Origin of the sequence: Pseudomonas sp. GM84, assembly GCF_000282535.1 — a bacterium.
Classification (GTDB): Bacteria; Pseudomonadota; Gammaproteobacteria; order Pseudomonadales; family Pseudomonadaceae; genus Aquipseudomonas.
The window spans coordinates 1-14,525 of sequence record NZ_AKJC01000272.1 but is presented as its reverse complement, the minus strand read 5'-3'; the positions used below and the strand labels follow the sequence as shown (position 1 = coordinate 14,525).

17 protein-coding genes and 1 pseudogene are annotated in these 14,525 nt (G+C 64.9%); 9 read left to right on the top strand and 9 right to left on the bottom strand.

From position 1 onward, the window contains the following. Positions 1-140: 140 nt before the first annotated feature. Both PMI38_RS20685 and PMI38_RS20680 read right to left on the bottom strand, forming a co-directional pair. Positions 141-893: an anti-sigma factor family protein gene (locus PMI38_RS20685; RefSeq protein ID WP_008098179.1), complete on the bottom strand. Its 753-nt coding sequence runs from the start codon at positions 891-893 to the stop codon at positions 141-143. Continuing rightward, positions 890-1,411: a sigma-70 family RNA polymerase sigma factor gene (locus PMI38_RS20680; protein ID WP_008098177.1), complete on the bottom strand. Its 522-nt coding sequence runs from the start codon at positions 1,409-1,411 to the stop codon at positions 890-892. Before PMI38_RS20680 ends, PMI38_RS20685 begins: the two co-directional genes overlap by 4 nt. A 130-nt stretch (positions 1,412-1,541) precedes the next feature. Between PMI38_RS20680 and PMI38_RS20675 the strand changes: the two genes are divergently transcribed. The 4 genes from PMI38_RS20675 (at position 1,542) to PMI38_RS20660 (ending at position 5,026) form a co-directional block, all read left to right on the top strand. Beyond that, positions 1,542-2,588: a catalase family peroxidase gene (locus PMI38_RS20675; RefSeq protein WP_008098175.1), complete on the top strand. Its 1,047-nt coding sequence runs from the start codon at positions 1,542-1,544 to the stop codon at positions 2,586-2,588. Then, positions 2,585-3,118, top strand: a complete 534-nt coding sequence (locus tag PMI38_RS20670; protein WP_008098174.1) for a cytochrome b — start codon at positions 2,585-2,587, stop codon at positions 3,116-3,118. Before PMI38_RS20675 ends, PMI38_RS20670 begins: the two co-directional genes overlap by 4 nt. Positions 3,119-3,197: 79 nt before the next feature. After that, a complete protein-coding gene (locus tag PMI38_RS20665) occupies positions 3,198-4,403 on the top strand; it encodes an MFS transporter (RefSeq protein ID WP_008098172.1) in 1,206 nt (401 codons plus the stop codon). 77 nt (positions 4,404-4,480) lie between these two features. Continuing rightward, a complete protein-coding gene (locus PMI38_RS20660) occupies positions 4,481-5,026 on the top strand; it encodes a cupin domain-containing protein (RefSeq protein ID WP_008098170.1) in 546 nt (181 codons plus the stop codon). A 19-nt stretch (positions 5,027-5,045) separates the two neighbouring features. On the opposite strand, the gene PMI38_RS20655 is transcribed toward PMI38_RS20660, so the two are convergent. Further along, positions 5,046-5,651 carry a 2-hydroxychromene-2-carboxylate isomerase gene (locus PMI38_RS20655; RefSeq protein WP_008098168.1) on the bottom strand — a complete coding sequence of 202 codons (606 nt, stop codon included), beginning with the start codon at positions 5,649-5,651 and terminating at the stop codon, positions 5,046-5,048. Positions 5,652-5,678: 27 nt separating this feature from the next. Next, a complete protein-coding gene (locus PMI38_RS20650; RefSeq protein WP_008098166.1) occupies positions 5,679-6,410 on the bottom strand; it encodes an SDR family oxidoreductase in 732 nt (243 codons plus the stop codon). An 88-nt stretch (positions 6,411-6,498) separates the two neighbouring features. Here PMI38_RS20650 and PMI38_RS20645 point away from each other — a divergent pair, with 88 nt between their 5' ends. Continuing rightward, complete coding sequence (locus PMI38_RS20645) at positions 6,499-7,062, top strand: TetR/AcrR family transcriptional regulator (protein WP_008098163.1); 564 nt, start codon at positions 6,499-6,501, stop codon at positions 7,060-7,062. Further along, positions 7,049-7,642 carry an eCIS core domain-containing protein gene (locus tag PMI38_RS20640; RefSeq protein WP_008098161.1) on the top strand — a complete coding sequence of 198 codons (594 nt, stop codon included), beginning with the start codon at positions 7,049-7,051 and terminating at the stop codon, positions 7,640-7,642. Before PMI38_RS20645 ends, PMI38_RS20640 begins: the two co-directional genes overlap by 14 nt. 45 nt (positions 7,643-7,687) lie before the next feature. On the opposite strand, the gene PMI38_RS20635 is transcribed toward PMI38_RS20640, so the two are convergent. Then, complete coding sequence (locus tag PMI38_RS20635; protein WP_008098159.1) at positions 7,688-8,680, bottom strand: bile acid:sodium symporter family protein; 993 nt, start codon at positions 8,678-8,680, stop codon at positions 7,688-7,690. Between the two features lie 117 nt (positions 8,681-8,797). Between PMI38_RS20635 and ampC the strand changes: the two are divergent. Together ampC and PMI38_RS20625 are read left to right on the top strand one after the other, a co-directional pair. Then, positions 8,798-9,949 (top strand): annotated as a pseudogene (ampC, locus tag PMI38_RS20630) (class C beta-lactamase); the annotation flags it as partial. Between the two features lie 304 nt (positions 9,950-10,253). Further along, positions 10,254-10,586 carry a hypothetical protein gene (locus PMI38_RS20625; RefSeq protein ID WP_008098155.1) on the top strand — a complete coding sequence of 111 codons (333 nt, stop codon included), beginning with the start codon at positions 10,254-10,256 and terminating at the stop codon, positions 10,584-10,586. 46 nt (positions 10,587-10,632) lie between these two features. On the opposite strand, the gene PMI38_RS20620 is transcribed toward PMI38_RS20625, so the two are convergent. The 4 genes from PMI38_RS20620 to PMI38_RS20605 form a co-directional block, all read right to left on the bottom strand. Beyond that, complete coding sequence (locus tag PMI38_RS20620; protein ID WP_008098152.1) at positions 10,633-10,932, bottom strand: hypothetical protein; 300 nt, start codon at positions 10,930-10,932, stop codon at positions 10,633-10,635. Between the two features lie 151 nt (positions 10,933-11,083). Next, a complete protein-coding gene (locus PMI38_RS20615; RefSeq protein WP_008098150.1) occupies positions 11,084-11,272 on the bottom strand; it encodes a hypothetical protein in 189 nt (62 codons plus the stop codon). A gap of 135 nt (positions 11,273-11,407) precedes the next feature. Beyond that, positions 11,408-11,728, bottom strand: a complete 321-nt coding sequence (locus PMI38_RS20610) for a YbjQ family protein (protein ID WP_008098148.1) — start codon at positions 11,726-11,728, stop codon at positions 11,408-11,410. A gap of 74 nt (positions 11,729-11,802) precedes the next feature. Then, positions 11,803-12,687 carry an O-acetylserine/cysteine exporter gene (locus PMI38_RS20605; protein WP_008098146.1) on the bottom strand — a complete coding sequence of 295 codons (885 nt, stop codon included), beginning with the start codon at positions 12,685-12,687 and terminating at the stop codon, positions 11,803-11,805. Between the two features lie 233 nt (positions 12,688-12,920). Between PMI38_RS20605 and PMI38_RS20600 the strand changes: the two genes are divergently transcribed. Then, positions 12,921-14,318 (top strand): purine-cytosine permease family protein, encoded by a 1,398-nt coding sequence (locus PMI38_RS20600; RefSeq protein ID WP_008098144.1) that lies wholly within the window; start codon positions 12,921-12,923, stop codon positions 14,316-14,318. Positions 14,319-14,525 lie beyond the last annotated feature (207 nt).

The window sequence follows — 14,525 nt, the reverse complement described above, 5'->3', positions numbered from 1 at the left end:
CTAAAAAGCGGGCAACCATGGCCTGACAGACCGTGGCACGTTGCAACAAATGTAGGAGCGAGCTTGCTCGCGATGCGCCGCGCGGGCGGCGCTCGGTCTCATGAACGCTGACAATCTTCCGCCAGCCCTCCTCGCCCCCCCTACAACCCCAACCGCAACGCCTCCCCCACTCCCGCCCCGCGCACATCGTCCGCCGCGCTGACCAGGGCAAAGTTGTACGCCCCATGTGACCAGTACCGCGCTTCCAGCTGCCCATCGACCCGCTGCCCATCCGGCATGCGCTGGTAGCGGTCGCCCGGTGACCGCAGGAACAGGCTGATGCGCTGACCATGGCGATCCTGAAACACCAGCAACGCCGCCGGCCCCTGCTCGTTGCTCAGCAACCTCGCGCCCACCGGCTGAAAACCATAACCGCTCAGGTCGGGCAACTGCCCCACCCGATTGAAATGGCTGCCAAGCCATTCGCGCAACCGTGTCGGATCACTGGCCTGGATATCCAGCGCCTCACTGCCGGCAAACAAACGGTGCGCCTGGACTGCGTCGGCCATGGGCAGCTCGTTGCCCGCCCAGGTCGCCTGCCGCGCCTGCCAGCCACCCAACCCGCCCACCCCAAGGGCCAGCAGCAGAACCGCTGCCGACGCCAGACGCCGCTGCCGGCGCTGGCGCAAGCGCCGCTGCACCTGGGCCAGATCGAGCTGCGCGCCCCCCGGCTGCTCACCGAACCCCGCCAGCGCCGCGCGCAAACGCCGGGCATCGCTGCGCCAGGCCTCGATCCTCACCGCTTCGTGTGGATTGGCTGCCAGCCAGGCCTGCACCTCGGCACGGCGCGCCGGCGCAAGGCGGTCGTCGACATAGGCGTGCAGTTCGTCTTCGCTGGGTATCAGGCGTGTCATTTCAGTCTCCGCAAGGCCGCAGGCTTGGGGTTGCCTTCGGTCAGGTCGCGCAAGGCGGCACGGGCGCGGGACAGGCGCGACATCACCGTGCCGATGGGAATGTTCAAGGTCTCGGCAGCCTCTTTGTAGCTCAGCCCCTCGATACTGACCAACAGCAGCAGGGCACGCTGTTCAGTCGACAAGTGGGCAAACGCCTGCAGGTCGGCCTGGGCCAGGACGATGTTTTCGATATTGCCCCCCACCGCTTCGCAGTCCTGCTCGGCACGGCCGAACCAGGACAACCAACGGGCGTGCAGGCGCTCGCGGCGTTTGCCGTCGAGAAACAAGCGATAAAGGATGGTGAACAACCAGGCCCGCAATGCCTCCTCGTCACGTTGCTGGTCACGCCGGCTCAAAGCGCGTTCGACGGTGGCCTGGACCAGGTCGTCGGCGCTGCCGGTCTCACGGGTCAGCCACAAGGCAAAGCGGCGCAAGCGCTGCAGCAGTTCGCGCCACTGCTGTTCGTCAAGGTCGTGCATGGCAAGTTACCGGCCTTTGGGGTTGTCAGTGTATGGGGCAGACGCCTGGCTACAAAATTTATTCCCCGCGAGGGAATAAGTATTCCCCTGCCCCGTCGTACTGGCACCTTCACTGAACCGGAATTTCATCATGAACTCACCTTTGCACGGCCCCGCCAAGGCCCTGCGCCTGGCCGGCATCGGCGCCGTGATGCTGGCCCTGGGCGCCGGCTTCGCCTATGCCGCCGGCTGGATCGGCGGACCCCGACTGACTCCGCAACGTATCATCGACACCTTCGAGGCCCAAGCCGGGCACTACGCCGGCTATCGCAAGAACCACGCCAAGGGGCTGTGCGTCAGCGGCTACTTCCAGCCCTCGGGGCAGGCCGCCACATTGTCGACCGCCCGCGCCTTCAGCCAAGCCCGCGTGCCGGTGATCGGCCGCTTCGCCATTGGCGGCGCCAACCCGTTCGCGCCCGATACCGGCGTGCCGGTGCGCAGCCTGGCGATCCAGCTGAGCACCGACGATGGCCAGGTCTGGCGCACCGGGATGAACAACCCGCCGGTGCTGGCCGTCAGCAACCCACAAGGTTTCTATGACCAGGTGCTGGCCGGTGCGCCGGTCCCCGGCACCGGTAAACCGGACCCGGCGAAGATGCAGGCGTTCTTTGCCGCCCACCCTGAAAGCGCGGCGTTCCGCCAGTGGGCCGCAAGCTACAAGCCCAGCGACAGCTTTGCCAGCACCCAGTACCACAGCATCAATGCCTTCCGCCTGATCGATGCCGGCGGCGCCGCCCACCCGGTGCGCTGGCAGCTGGAGCCGCAGACGCACTTCTCGCCCTTGCCTGGACAGGTCGACGACAAGCAGTTCTTGCAACATGACCTGCAGCAGCGCCTGGCCCAAGGCCCCCTGCGCTGGACCCTGCGCCTGGTCCTGGCCGAGCCCGGCGATGCAGTGGACGACCCGGCACGCCCATGGCCTGCCGAACGGCGCAGCGTCGACGCCGGAACCCTGGTGGTCGAACGGGTCGATGGCCCTGAACAAGGCGCCTGCCGTGACCTGAACTTCGACCCATTGATCCTGCCCGCCGGCATCGAACCTTCCGCCGACCCGATCCTCGCCGCCCGCTCGGCGGCCTATTCGGAATCGTTCAACCGCCGTAGCCGCGAATCGCTCGGCACAGGAGCCAAGCCATGAATCCGCACGCTTTCCACCCGCTGCACCGTCTGCTGCACTGGCTGATGGCGATCCTGATCATTGCCATGCTGTTCATCGGCGTGAGCATGGTGGCCGACCTGTCGCCACGCCACCCCCTGCTGGTCGAGCTGCACAAGGCCACGGGCCTGGCGCTTCTGCTGCTGGTCGTGGTGCGCATCGGCCTGCGCCTGACCCTGCCCCATCCTCCGCTGCCCCAGGACTTGCCGTCCCTGCAACGCTTCGCCGCAGGCGCCTCGCACCTGCTGCTGTACGGTTTGATGCTGGCCATGCCACTGCTGGGCTGGGCCATGTTGTCGGCAGGCGGCTACCCGCGCCCCTTGCAGCTACCGGCCATCGCCCCGCACGACCTGCAGCTGTATGCGGTGCTGCGCCAGGCCCACGGCTGGGCCGGCTACCTGTTGTTCGCCACCGTGGTGGTGCACCTGGGGGCCGCACTGATGCATGCCCTGGTACGCCGCGACGGCGTGCTGCGCAGCATGTGGCCAGGCCCGTTGCGCCGCAGCGAATGATGGCAGGCTGCCCAGGCAGGCTCGACACCCGGCAAGCATTCTCATTACTCTTGCCTGTCGAACTGCCCTGGACAGCCCCATGAATGCCGCAAAGGACTCTGCCACCCTCATTCCCGCCACCACCCTGGACTTGCGACCGCTGTTGCTGGTGACCATGGCGTGCACCATGTCGATGATGGCGTTCGTCGCCCTGATCGGCCCCATCGCCCGCCTGCTCGGCATGGCCACCTGGCAAGCCGGCGCGGCAGTCACCGTGGCCGGGGTCGTCTGGGTACTGCTGGCCCGCCGCTGGGGCCGCGCCGCCGACCGCCTTGGCCGCCGGCGAATCCTGCTGCTGGGCAGTGCCGGCTTCACCCTCGCCTATTGGCTGCTGTGCCTGTTCATCGAAGGTGCTTTGCGCTGGCTGCCGTCAGCAGCCGTGGCATTCGTCGGCCTGATGCTCGCCCGGGGCGCCATCGGCGCTTTCTACGCCGCCATCCCGGTGGCCTGCAACGCCCTGATCGCCGACCATGTCGAACCGCAGCGTCGCGCCCGAGCCATGGCCTCACTGGGCGCGGCCAGTGCCATCGGCCTGGTACTGGGGCCGGCACTTGCGGCATTGCTGGCCGAGCACAGCCTGAGCCTGCCGTTCCATGTGATGTCATTGCTGCCGGCCGGTGCGTTCCTGGTGCTGCTGTTCAAGCTCAAGCCGCAACCCTTGGCCCACAGCCATGCACCCAACCCGGTGCGGTTGACCGACCCGCGCCTGCGCCGGCCGCTGCTGGTGGCCTTCAGCGCGATGCTGAGCGTCACGGTTTCGCAGATCATCGTAGGTTTCTTCGCCCTCGACCGGTTGCACCAGGGTCCGGCAGAGGCCGCGCAAACCGCAGGTATAGCACTGACCACCGTCGGCGTGGCGCTGATCCTGTCCCAGGTCATCCTGCGCCAGTTGCAGTGGCCACCGCTGAAAATGATCCGCGTCGGCGCCAGTGTCTCGGCCCTGGGCTTCGCGGCGGGCGCGTTGGCCACCACCGCGCCGTGGCTGTGGGGGTGCTACTTCATCGCAGCCGCGGGCATGGGCTTCGTGTTCCCGGCCTTCTCGGCACTGGCGGCCAATGCCATGCAGGCCTCGGAACAGGGCTCGACCGCCGGTTCCATCGGCGCCGCACAAGGTATGGGAGCGGTGATCGGGCCGCTGGCCGGAACACTGGTCTATGCCCTCGACCCACGCCTGCCGTTCCTTGCCGTGGCACTGCTGTTGCTGCTGGTCGGGCTATGGCCGATGCCGCGCGAGCACCGGGCCTGACAAGCACAGCGCGCAAGTGAGCAGAGTGTGTTTTAATGCGTCGCCCATTATTTTTAACACCTCTGATTAAGGCGGCTATGGACACGGGGACACGACTCAAACTGGTGCGTGAACGCAACAACCTCTCCCAGCGGGAGCTGGCCCGCCGCAGCGGACTGACCAACTCGACGATCTCGCAGATCGAGCAGAACCGCGTCAGCCCTTCGGTCAGCTCCCTGAAAAAACTGCTCGAAGGCATCCCCATGACCCTGGCGGAGTTCTTCAGCTTCGACGAACCGGTCCGGGAAGAGCGCTTCGTGTTCCGCGCCAGCGAACAGCCGGACCTGGGCCGAAATGGCCTGCGCATGCTGCTGGTCGGTGCCAGCGTCGAGGCACGGCAGATGCGCATGCTGCGTGAACTGTATGCACCCGGCGCCGACTCGGGCGAACCCATCGTGCATGCCGAAGGCGAGGAATGTGGCCTGGTCACCCGCGGCACCGTTGAACTGTGGGTCGATGGCCAGGTGAGCATTCTCAGCTCTGGCGATGGCTATTACATCCCCACCACCCTGCCGCACAGCTTCAAGAACATTGGCCAGGATGAGGCCGAGATCATCAGCGCCAACACCCCGGCCAACTTCTGATACCTGGCTGGCGGTACCGTTAGAGGTGAGCCGGTCGAGCCAGTGCCTGCTCGACGAAATCCAGGCGATCCTGGCCGAAGTACATCTGCCCTTCGACAAAACACGTCGGCGCGCCAAACACCCCGCGCGCCACCGCCTCTTCGGTCGCCTGCTTGAGCGCCGCCTTCACTTCACCGTCTGCCGCCAGGGCGTGGAACTGGGCCGGGTCGAAACCGGCCTCGCCGAGCGTTTCGTCCAGCACGCCAGGCTCGCCCAGGTTGCGCCGCTGCGCCCATAGCCCGTTGAACAGCGCTGCCAGCAGCGCCTCAAAGCGTGCCGGCGCATGCAACTGAGTGCCGATCACGCCGCGCATCAAGGCCAGGGTATTGAGCGGAAACCCCGGCGGCAGCCCGAACGGCACGTCATAGCGCGCGGCAAATCGGGCCAGGTCGGTGAACATGTAGCGGCCCTTGGCCGGGATCATCACCGGCGAAGCATTGCCGGTGGCCTGGAATACGCCGCCCAGCAACATGGGCCGGTAGCACAGCGTTGCGCCCTGCCGGGCGCAGAGGTCGGGTAGCTGGGTCCAGGCCAGGTAACTGGCAGGGCTGCCCAGGTCGAAGAAGAACTCGACGGTCTTGCTCATGTGATGCACTCCTTGATGAGTCAGGGCTTACCAGCGTTCCATCCACGGGCGCAGGTCCAGTTCGAACGTCCAGGCATCGCGCGGCTGTGCGTGCAGGAACCAGTAGCTGTCGGCGATGTGCGCAGGGTCGAGGATGCCATCCTGCTCCTTGAGGGCGTAGCGCTCAGGGAAACTGTCGCGGATGAAGGCCGTGTCGATGGCACCGTCCACCACCACATGGGCAACATGGATGTTACGCGGCCCCAGTTCCCGCGCCATGCTCTGGGCCAGGGCGCGCAACCCATGCTTGGCCCCGGCGAAAGCCGCGAAGCCGGCCGCACCGCGGGTGCCGGCGGTGGCACCGGTGAACAGCAGCGTGCCGCGCTCGCGGGTGACCATGCGCCGGGCGACCGCCTGGGCGGTCAAGAAGCCGGCAAAGCACGCCATCTCCCAGATCTTGAAGTACTTGCGCGGGGTTTCGTCGAGGATACTGCAAGGCACATTGGCGCCGATATTGAAGACAAAGGCTTCGATTGGCCCGATATCGCGCTCGATCGTCTCGACCAGCTCGGCGACTTCCTCTTCCTTGCGCGCATCTGAGCCGAAGCCATGGGCCTGCCCGCCAGCGGCGCGAATTTCGTCCACCAAGGGTTGCAGTTTTTCCGCCTGGCGCCGGGTTACGCAGGCGACGTAACCCTCGCGGGCGAACCGCTTGGCAATTTCGCCGCCCGTGGCGTCTCCCGCGCCCACCACCAGCACCACTTTTTGTTGTTTTGCCACGTGCACCTCCATTGATGAACGATCATTTAGTAAACGAACGCTATGTTATGATCGCCCCCAACGTCAAGCCAGCGCTCAGAGGTTTTTCATGCGCTACTCCAGCGAACACAAGCAACAGACCCGCGACAAGCTGCTGGCCAGCAGCGGTGCATTGGCCAAACGCGGCGGTTTCGCCAGCACGGGGGTCGCCGGGCTGATGAAAGCCATAGGCCTCACCGGCGGGGCCTTCTACAACCACTTCCCGTCCAAGGATGATCTGTTCACCGAAGTGGTCCGCCAGGAACTGAGCAACAGCCCGCTGGGCCGCCTGGCTCAGAAAGGCGCCAGCCGCGAGCGCCTGGCGCGCTGCCTGCAGCAGTACCTGAGCCTGGCGCACCTGCACGATGCCGAAGGCGGCTGCCCATTGCCGCCCTTGGGCGTGGAAATCGCCCGGGCCGAACGACCGGTACGCGAAGAGGCCGAACATTGGCTGACAAGCTTGCACGCCGCCTGGAGCGAAACCCTGGCCGATGATGCCCTGGCCTGGGCCCTGATCAGCCAGTGCGTCGGCGCGCTGGTGGTCGGGCGCATGCTGGCTAGCGAATCGGTGCAGTCCCAGGTGCTGGAAGCCAGCCGCGGCTTCGTTGACAGGGCGCTGAATGAAAGCCACTAACCTGCTGTTACTGTTATTGGCGAGCATGTCGGCGTCAGCGGAGCAAGCCTGCCCACCCGGCCAGTACCAGATATGCCTGATGGGCTGTTTCTGCGCGCCATTCGACCCCGGCCAGGCTGGCCAGGTGCTCAAGGATGTCGAGGTCATGGCCTCCAGCAGCCTGGCCTATGCCTTGCGCCAGGCCCGCGACGAGGCCACCGCCAGCGGCAGCGAAGCTATTCCCCTGCACATCCGCGTTCAGCTCGAACCCTGGTACGACTTTGCCGTGCTCGACACCGCACGCTACCGGGTGGGCGACGAGCAGCAACTGAGCGCCGCCAACGCGCTGCTGCAAAACCCCGATGTGAACGCGGTGACGCTGATCGACACGATCATGTTCCGCCATGCCAGCGATGCCGAGGACAATGTGGCGCTGTGGGCGCACGAGCTCAAGCATGTGCAGCAGTATCAGGAACTGGGCGTAGAGGAATTCGCCCGGCGCTACACGCGCGACTACCAGGCGCTGGAGGGGCCCGCCTACAAGATCGAGGCCGAGGTCGCCAAGGCATTGCGCGAGCGGGGCTCAGGACAGGCCCGTTAGCGAGCACCGGCCTCGGTGAGGAGGCCGGGTGAAAACACGCCGCTGTCAGGAAGAAGCCGCGGCCTCCTCGCCAGCGGCTTCCCGGCTGGCATACCGCTGAGCCAATACCGCACAGACCATCAGCTGGATCTGGTGAAACAGCATCAACGGCAGGATCATCGCCCCGATGCCACTGCCAACGAACAGTACCTGGGCCATGGGCACCCCTGTCGCCAGGCTCTTCTTGGAGCCGGCGAAGAGGATGGTGATGCGGTCTTCCAGGTTGAAACCCAGCACCTTGCCAAGCAGGCGCGTACCGAACAGCACCACTGCCAGCAGGATGCCGCAGACAACGAACAGTCCGGCCAGGTGCTGCGTCGAAACCGTGTGCCACAGCCCGGTGACCACCGCCTCGCTGAACGCGGTGTAGACCACCAGCAGGATCGAGCCTTGGTCCACCACCTTCAGCCAGCGTGCATTACGCTTGACCCAGGCGCCGATCCAGCGCCGGGCGATCTGCCCGGCCACGAAGGGCACCAGCAACTGCAGGGTGATTTTCAGCACCGCATCGAGGCCCGAACCGGTATCGCCGCTGGCGCCCAGCAACATCATCACCAGCAGCGGCGTCAGGAAGATCCCCAACAGGCTCGAGGCAGCAGCGCTGCAGATGGCTGCCGGCACGTTGCCGCGCGCCAGCGAGGTGAAGGCAATGGCCGATTGCACGGTGGCTGGCAAGGCACACAGGTACAGCACGCCCAGGTACAGTTCGTTGCCCACCAACGGCACGAACACCGGCTTGAACGCCAGGCCCAGCAACGGGAACAGCACGAAGGTGCAGGAGAACACCAGCAGGTGCAGGCGCCAGTGGCCCGCGCCGGCAATGATCGCCTCGCGCGACAGCTTGGCGCCATGCAGGAAGAACAGCAGGCCGATGGCCAGGTTGGTCAGCCAGCCAAAATAGACCGCGCCGTCGCCCGAGCAGGGCAGCACGGTGGCGATCAACACCACACCGAGCAACGCCAGGGTGAAGTTGTCGAACAACATGCGCAAATACTTCATAACAGTTTCCGTCTTGTCGTTGTGCAAGGGCAGACGATAAGGTCTGGGGCTTTTTCCCGCTAACGCCGGAACCCCCACTGGTGTCGCTCAACGGACACAAATCCGAAAAGGACCTTTATGCCACTCGCTCGACTCGCACCGCTTCTTGTTGCCACTGCCTTTGCGTTGGGCAGCGCCACTGCACATGCCGGCACATCACTACAGGCTCAGGTGGACGACGTGATCGAGCCCATGATGCGGGAGCACGGCATCGCCGGCATGGCTGTGGCAGTCTTCGCCAATGGCCAGGCGCATTACTTCAGCTATGGCGTGGCCAGCAAGGCCACAGCCGAACCGGTTAACGCCGATACGCTGTTCGAGATCGGCTCGCTGAGCAAGACCTACACCGCCACCCTCGCCGCCCTGGCCAGCGCTGAGGGCAAGCTCGATCTGCAAGCACCGGCCCGGCGCTACCAGCCAGCCCTGGCCGGCACGCCACTGGGTGACGCCAGCGTACTGGAACTGGGGGCCTACAGCGCCGACTGCCTGCCATTGCAGTTTCCCGACGACGTACAGACCGACAGCCAAGCGCTGGATTTCCTGCGCAACTGGAAGCCACGGAGCGTCCACGGCACCCAGCGCTGCTATTCGAATCCAAGCCTGGGTTTGTTCGGCGACCTCGCCGCACGCGCACGCCAGCAACCGTTCGCGGAACTGATGAGCCAGGGCCTGTTGCCGCAGATGGGCTTGCAACACACCTACCTGCACGTGCTGCACGTGCCGGCGAACGCGCAAGGGCTGTATGCGCAGGGTTACGATGCGCAAAACCGTCCCGTGCGGGTCAACCCGGGCCCCTATGCCGATGAGGCCTATGGCATCAAGACCAGCGCCCGCGACCTGCTGCGCTACGTGCGTCTGCACATGCAGCCCGCCGAACTTCCACCGGCGCTGCGCAAAGCTGCCGCCATTACCCAGGCCGGCTACTTCCAGGTAGGCGCAATGACCCAAGGGCTCGGCTGGGAACGCTACCCCCTCCCGGTTTCGCTCGACACCCTGGTCGATGGCAACGGCCCCAGGCTGATCCGAGAACCCCAGGCTACCCATCGTCTCGACCCACCCCTGCCCGCCGTACCCGATGCCTGGTACAACAAGACCGGATCGACCGGTGGTTTTGGCGCCTATGCCGCGTTCATTCCAGCCGAAGGCAAGGCCATCATATTGCTCGCCAACCGCAACTACCCCAATGAAGCGCGCGTGCGTGCCGCTACCGGATTCTGTCCAGCCCTGGCCAGTGAAAGGCACCCCCGCGAGCGGATTGTCGGACAAGATGTAGTGCATAAAAATATTCACTACAAAACGGTTGACGCCGTTCATCGCCCTTGTGCATGATGAAGCCGTCTCCCCGATCGGGAGCGGTGGCAAGGGTGTTCCAGACGGCCTGCGCGGTAACGCAGGCCGTCCGTGGAGAGGGAACTGTCCAAAAGGCAGCGTGAGAAAGCCCCTGTTGCGATGCTGCTGTAGCAGCCTAGGTAGCGCGCTACACGTGTAGCGCCAACTGTGAAAAATCACTAAAACAATGGGTAATGGGGGCTTTATGATGAACTTGAACAACAATCCTACGATCGACCAACTGGCCCAGCTGTTCGCCATGCGCAAGGACAGCCTCGACGACCACTTGCTGTGGGTCAGCCAAACCGGCGAAGTGCGTATCGACCGCCTGCCGCCGAACACGATTGAAGACGAATTCGAAGCGCACCTGCCCAGCATGCGCGCCCGCTTCAAGGTCTACCGTCGTGGCCTGGGCTACGTCGGCAAGAAGGCCGCCGCCGACACCGAGTTCGTCGGCCGCGTACTGCAGACCCTGCAACAAGAATGGCCCGCCGCCCGTGAGCGGCAGGCAGTCAAGGTGATCGATCCGCTCAACTGAGTGATCGCACCACTTATCGAGCCCGGCCCGAATAGGCCGGGCTTTTTCATGCCCGCCGTCGTTGCTGCTGCGGCAACTCCAGGGCACCGGTCGCCAGCGCCCTCGCCCGCTCGACACCCCACACCAGCGCGCGGGTCATGGTCTCGCCAGGCCGTGACGGGTAATACTCTTCCAGCAACGCCCTGCCATTCTCGCCGTACAGCCCAAGAAACAGTTGCGTGGCGCCGAGCCGTGACAGGCGCACCTGTATATCCAGGGTGGTGCCATCGCTCAATGCTTCATCGTGGCAGCGGCTGTGCAATTGCGCATCTGCCCACTGCCAGTAGGTTGCTTCCCTGACTCGCATGGCTCACTCCTTCCTTGCCTGATATGCCTGAGATGTCGCGCCAGAAAACCACAACTGCCAGGCTTCGGCGAGCGCGACCCGCCGTTACCATGAGCAGGGTCAAACAACGCCAAGAAAAACCCCGCCAGAAGGCGGGGTTGTGTGAGCGGGATCACTTTTTCGGCGGTACCCGAGGCGTGAAGCGGCCCTTCTTGCTGCGCTGCAGGTGTGCCGGCTGCAGCTCTTCCGAATCGTCCAGGGTCATGTGGGCGAAGCCCAGGCGGAAGGCCGCCTGACCGCAACGCACCTGGCTGTTGATCGGATATGCATCGTTCATGTCTTCGAAAAAGGACTCGCTCATGCCCTGTCTCCCTCCAGTGGCGACCGCGCCGGCAGAAGGTTTGCCTGGAAAAACGCAGCCTGTGAAAGTGAGACTAGCCGGTCATTTGCAGACTGCCCGGACAAACCCGGCAGACCCGACCAGTGGCGGCGCCGTCTATTTCAGGCGCACGGCGGTGCCGGTGGCAAACACCACGACCATGCCCCCTTGCACCGAAGGCATGCTGATCTCGAAGTCGACACCCACCACGGCATCAGCGTGCAACTGCCGTGCCCGTGCCTTGAGTTCTTCGGTGGCCTGCTCGCGGGCTTCACGCAATGCGCTTTCCAGGGTCTGCGAACGCCCCCCGAAGAAATCGCGAAATCGTGCGAAGAAATCGCGCACGAAGTTGATGCCCTGCACCGATTCAGAGCTGACCACGCCGAGGTACTCGGCAATCGGGCGGCCTTCGAGCTGGCTGGTAGTGGAAATGATCATCGCAAGCTCCGTTAGCCTGACAAAAGAAGCCAAGTCTAACAAAGCGCGGGCGGCGTCGAGGCACTTGCCAAACCTTACGCGCTGACGGCCCGCAGCCGCTGCCCCAGCTTCGGCCCGAACACATTGACCAGCAACCCGAGCATCACCAGCAGCGCCCCCCACCCCTGCACTGCCGTCAGCCGCTCATCCAGCAACCAGGCCGAGGAGCTCAGGCCGATCACCGGTACCAGCAGCGAGAACGGCGCGACCTTGCCGGCGGGGTGGCGCGACAGCAGCTTGCTCCACAGGCTGTACCCCAGCATGGTGGCGACGAACGCCAGGTAGGCCAGCGCCAGCACCGAATGCCAACTGATGTTGACCAAGGCATGGCCGATACGCTCCGGCCCTTCCAGCCACCACGACAACGCCAGGAACGGCAGCGGTGGAATCAGTCCACCCCAGATCACCAGCGCGACCAGGTCCACCGAACCGAAGCGACGCGTGATGATGTTGCCCATGCCCCACATGGCCCCCGCACACAGGGTCAGCAGCAGCGCCACCATCGGCACATGGCCGCCGTCTTCGCTGCCGATCAACGCCAGGCCGCTGGCGGCCACCAGCAAGCCCATGACGCTGGCCAGGCCCAGGCGCTCGCCGAGAAACAGCGCAGCGAACCCCAGGGTGAAAAACGCCTGCGATTGCAGTATCAGGGACGCCAGCCCCGGCGGCATGCCGCTGTACATCGCCTGGAAGAGGAACGCAAACTGGCCCAGCGAAATCGTCGCGCCATAGGCAAACAGCCAGCGCCAGGGCAACTTCGGTCGCTTGACCAGCAGAATCGCCGGGAAAGCGACCAACAGAAAACGCAACGCCCCCAGCAGCATCGGCGGCAGGCCATCGAGGCCTACCTTGATGACCACGAAGTTGACGCCCCAGGCAATGATCACCACCAGGGCGATCAGCAGGTCCTTGAGTGGCATTGCAGTTTCCCTCATCAGCCGTTCTAGACATATTTCGTTACAGCATACGGCCAACGCCCGGCGCCGGACCGGCACAGTTGCCGGCCAGCCTGGCGTAACAGTACGGCTGTTACGCTCTGCAAGCTTCACTTGACCCTACTTGTATAGACATGCTCATATCGCTGCCAGGCCACGCCTGCGACGTGCCGCCAGTGGCCCCTCCCCGACACAACAACAACGAAGCGGAGCCCGCAATGTCCAGCAAACCCGTGCTCGAACGGCGTTCGATCGACTACATTCCCGAGGCCGAACGCCATGGCAAGGTGTACAGCCAATTCACCCTGTGGCTGGGTGCCAACCTGCAGATCACCGCTATCGTCACCGGCGCCTTGGCCGTGGTGCTGGGCGGCGACGTGTTCTGGTCGCTGATCGGCCTGCTGCTGGGGCAACTGATCGGTGGCGGTGTCATGGCCCTGCATGCGGCCCAGGGCCCGCGCCTGGGCTTGCCGCAGATGATCTCCAGCCGCGTGCAGTTCGGGGTCTACGGCGCCGCCATCCCGATGGTGCTGGTGTGCCTGATGTACCTCGGCTTCACCGCCACCGGCACGGTCCTGTCCGGCCAGGCCATCGGCCAGTTGCTGAGCGTCAGCGACAGCGCCGGCATTCTCATCTTCGCCGCGGTGATCGTCCTCGCCACCCTGGCCGGCTACCGGGTGATCCACTGGATCGGCCGGGTCGCCAGCGTGCTGGGCATCATCGCCTTCGTCTACCTGTTCAGCCGTATCCTGCTGATCGCCGACATCGGCCAGTTGCTCGACAACCGTCATTTCAGCTGGGCTTCGTTCCTGCTCGCCGTCTCCCTGGCCGCGTCCTGGCAGATCGCTTTCGGCCCTTACGTGGCCGACTACTCGCGCTACCTGCCCAGCAGCACCTCGCCGCTCAAGACCTTCCTCGCCGCCGGGCTGGGCTCGGTGATCGGCGCGCAAGCTTCGATGATTCTCGGCGTGTTCGCCGCAGCGATCGCCGGCGGCCAGTTCTCGGGCCGCGAAGTGGCGTACATCGTCGGACTGGGCGGCGCCGGCACCACGGCGGCACTGCTGTACTTCAGCATTGCCTTCGGCAAGGTGACCATTTCCACCCTGAACTCCTACGGCAGCTTCATGTGCATCGCGACCATCATCAGTGGATTCCGTGGCAATCTGACCATCAGCCGCACGCAGCGCCTGCTGTTCGTACTGCTCATCGTCGGCGCCGCTACTTTGGTAGCCCTGCTCGGCCAGCACTCGTTCCTGAGCGCGTTCAAGTCGTTCATCCTGTTCCTGCTGACCTTCTTCGTGCCCTGGAGCGCGGTCAACCTGGTGGACTACTACTTCATCACCAAGGAACGCTACGACGTGCCCGCACTGGCCGACCCCGAGGGTCGCTATGGTCGTTGGAACTGGCCGGGTATCAGCGTCTACACGGTGGGTGTACTGGTGCAGATGCCGTTCATCGACACCAAGCTGTACACCGGCCCCATGGTCGCTCACCTGGGTGGGGTAGACGTGTCGTGGCTGATCGGCCTGGTGGTGCCCAGCCTGCTCTACTACTGGGTGGCTCGCCACCGTGCTGGCGAGGCCCCGGCCGATCTGATCGTGCCTGAGGCGCGCTGACATCCGCGTTGGGCCTTCGTGCCCAGCGCCATCCCTGTGGGAGCTGGCTTGCCGACGATAGGGCCCGAGCCGGCGCTGGCTGGACGGGTACACCATGGCGGGATTTAGCCTTGCCAGTGCCCGAGAATACAGCCCAATTGCAGGGCACAGCGTGATCCATGTGGGAGCGGGCTTGCCCCGCGAAACAGGCAGCGCGGAGCATGGCAC

Excerpts from the sequence above, each read along its gene's own strand:
- PMI38_RS20625 (WP_008098155.1), top strand. The coding sequence starts at position 10,254 with ATGATGAACTTGAACAACAATCCTACGATCGACCAACTGGCCCAGCTG.
- PMI38_RS20610 (WP_008098148.1), bottom strand. The coding sequence starts at position 11,728 with ATGATCATTTCCACTACCAGCCAGCTCGAAGGCCGCCCGATTGCCGAG.
- PMI38_RS20655 (WP_008098168.1), bottom strand. The coding sequence starts at position 5,651 with ATGAGCAAGACCGTCGAGTTCTTCTTCGACCTGGGCAGCCCTGCCAGT.
- PMI38_RS20670 (WP_008098174.1), top strand. The coding sequence starts at position 2,585 with ATGAATCCGCACGCTTTCCACCCGCTGCACCGTCTGCTGCACTGGCTG.
- PMI38_RS20665 (WP_008098172.1), top strand. The coding sequence starts at position 3,198 with ATGAATGCCGCAAAGGACTCTGCCACCCTCATTCCCGCCACCACCCTG.
- PMI38_RS20680 (WP_008098177.1), bottom strand. The coding sequence starts at position 1,411 with ATGCACGACCTTGACGAACAGCAGTGGCGCGAACTGCTGCAGCGCTTG.
- PMI38_RS20600 (WP_008098144.1), top strand. The coding sequence starts at position 12,921 with ATGTCCAGCAAACCCGTGCTCGAACGGCGTTCGATCGACTACATTCCC.
- PMI38_RS20685 (WP_008098179.1), bottom strand. The coding sequence starts at position 893 with ATGACACGCCTGATACCCAGCGAAGACGAACTGCACGCCTATGTCGAC.
- PMI38_RS20635 (WP_008098159.1), bottom strand. The coding sequence starts at position 8,680 with ATGAAGTATTTGCGCATGTTGTTCGACAACTTCACCCTGGCGTTGCTC.
- PMI38_RS20605 (WP_008098146.1), bottom strand. The coding sequence starts at position 12,687 with ATGCCACTCAAGGACCTGCTGATCGCCCTGGTGGTGATCATTGCCTGG.
- PMI38_RS20640 (WP_008098161.1), top strand. The coding sequence starts at position 7,049 with ATGAAAGCCACTAACCTGCTGTTACTGTTATTGGCGAGCATGTCGGCG.
- PMI38_RS20615 (WP_008098150.1), bottom strand. The coding sequence starts at position 11,272 with ATGAGCGAGTCCTTTTTCGAAGACATGAACGATGCATATCCGATCAAC.
- PMI38_RS20675 (WP_008098175.1), top strand. The coding sequence starts at position 1,542 with ATGAACTCACCTTTGCACGGCCCCGCCAAGGCCCTGCGCCTGGCCGGC.
- PMI38_RS20620 (WP_008098152.1), bottom strand. The coding sequence starts at position 10,932 with ATGCGAGTCAGGGAAGCAACCTACTGGCAGTGGGCAGATGCGCAATTG.
- PMI38_RS20660 (WP_008098170.1), top strand. The coding sequence starts at position 4,481 with ATGGACACGGGGACACGACTCAAACTGGTGCGTGAACGCAACAACCTC.
- PMI38_RS20645 (WP_008098163.1), top strand. The coding sequence starts at position 6,499 with ATGCGCTACTCCAGCGAACACAAGCAACAGACCCGCGACAAGCTGCTG.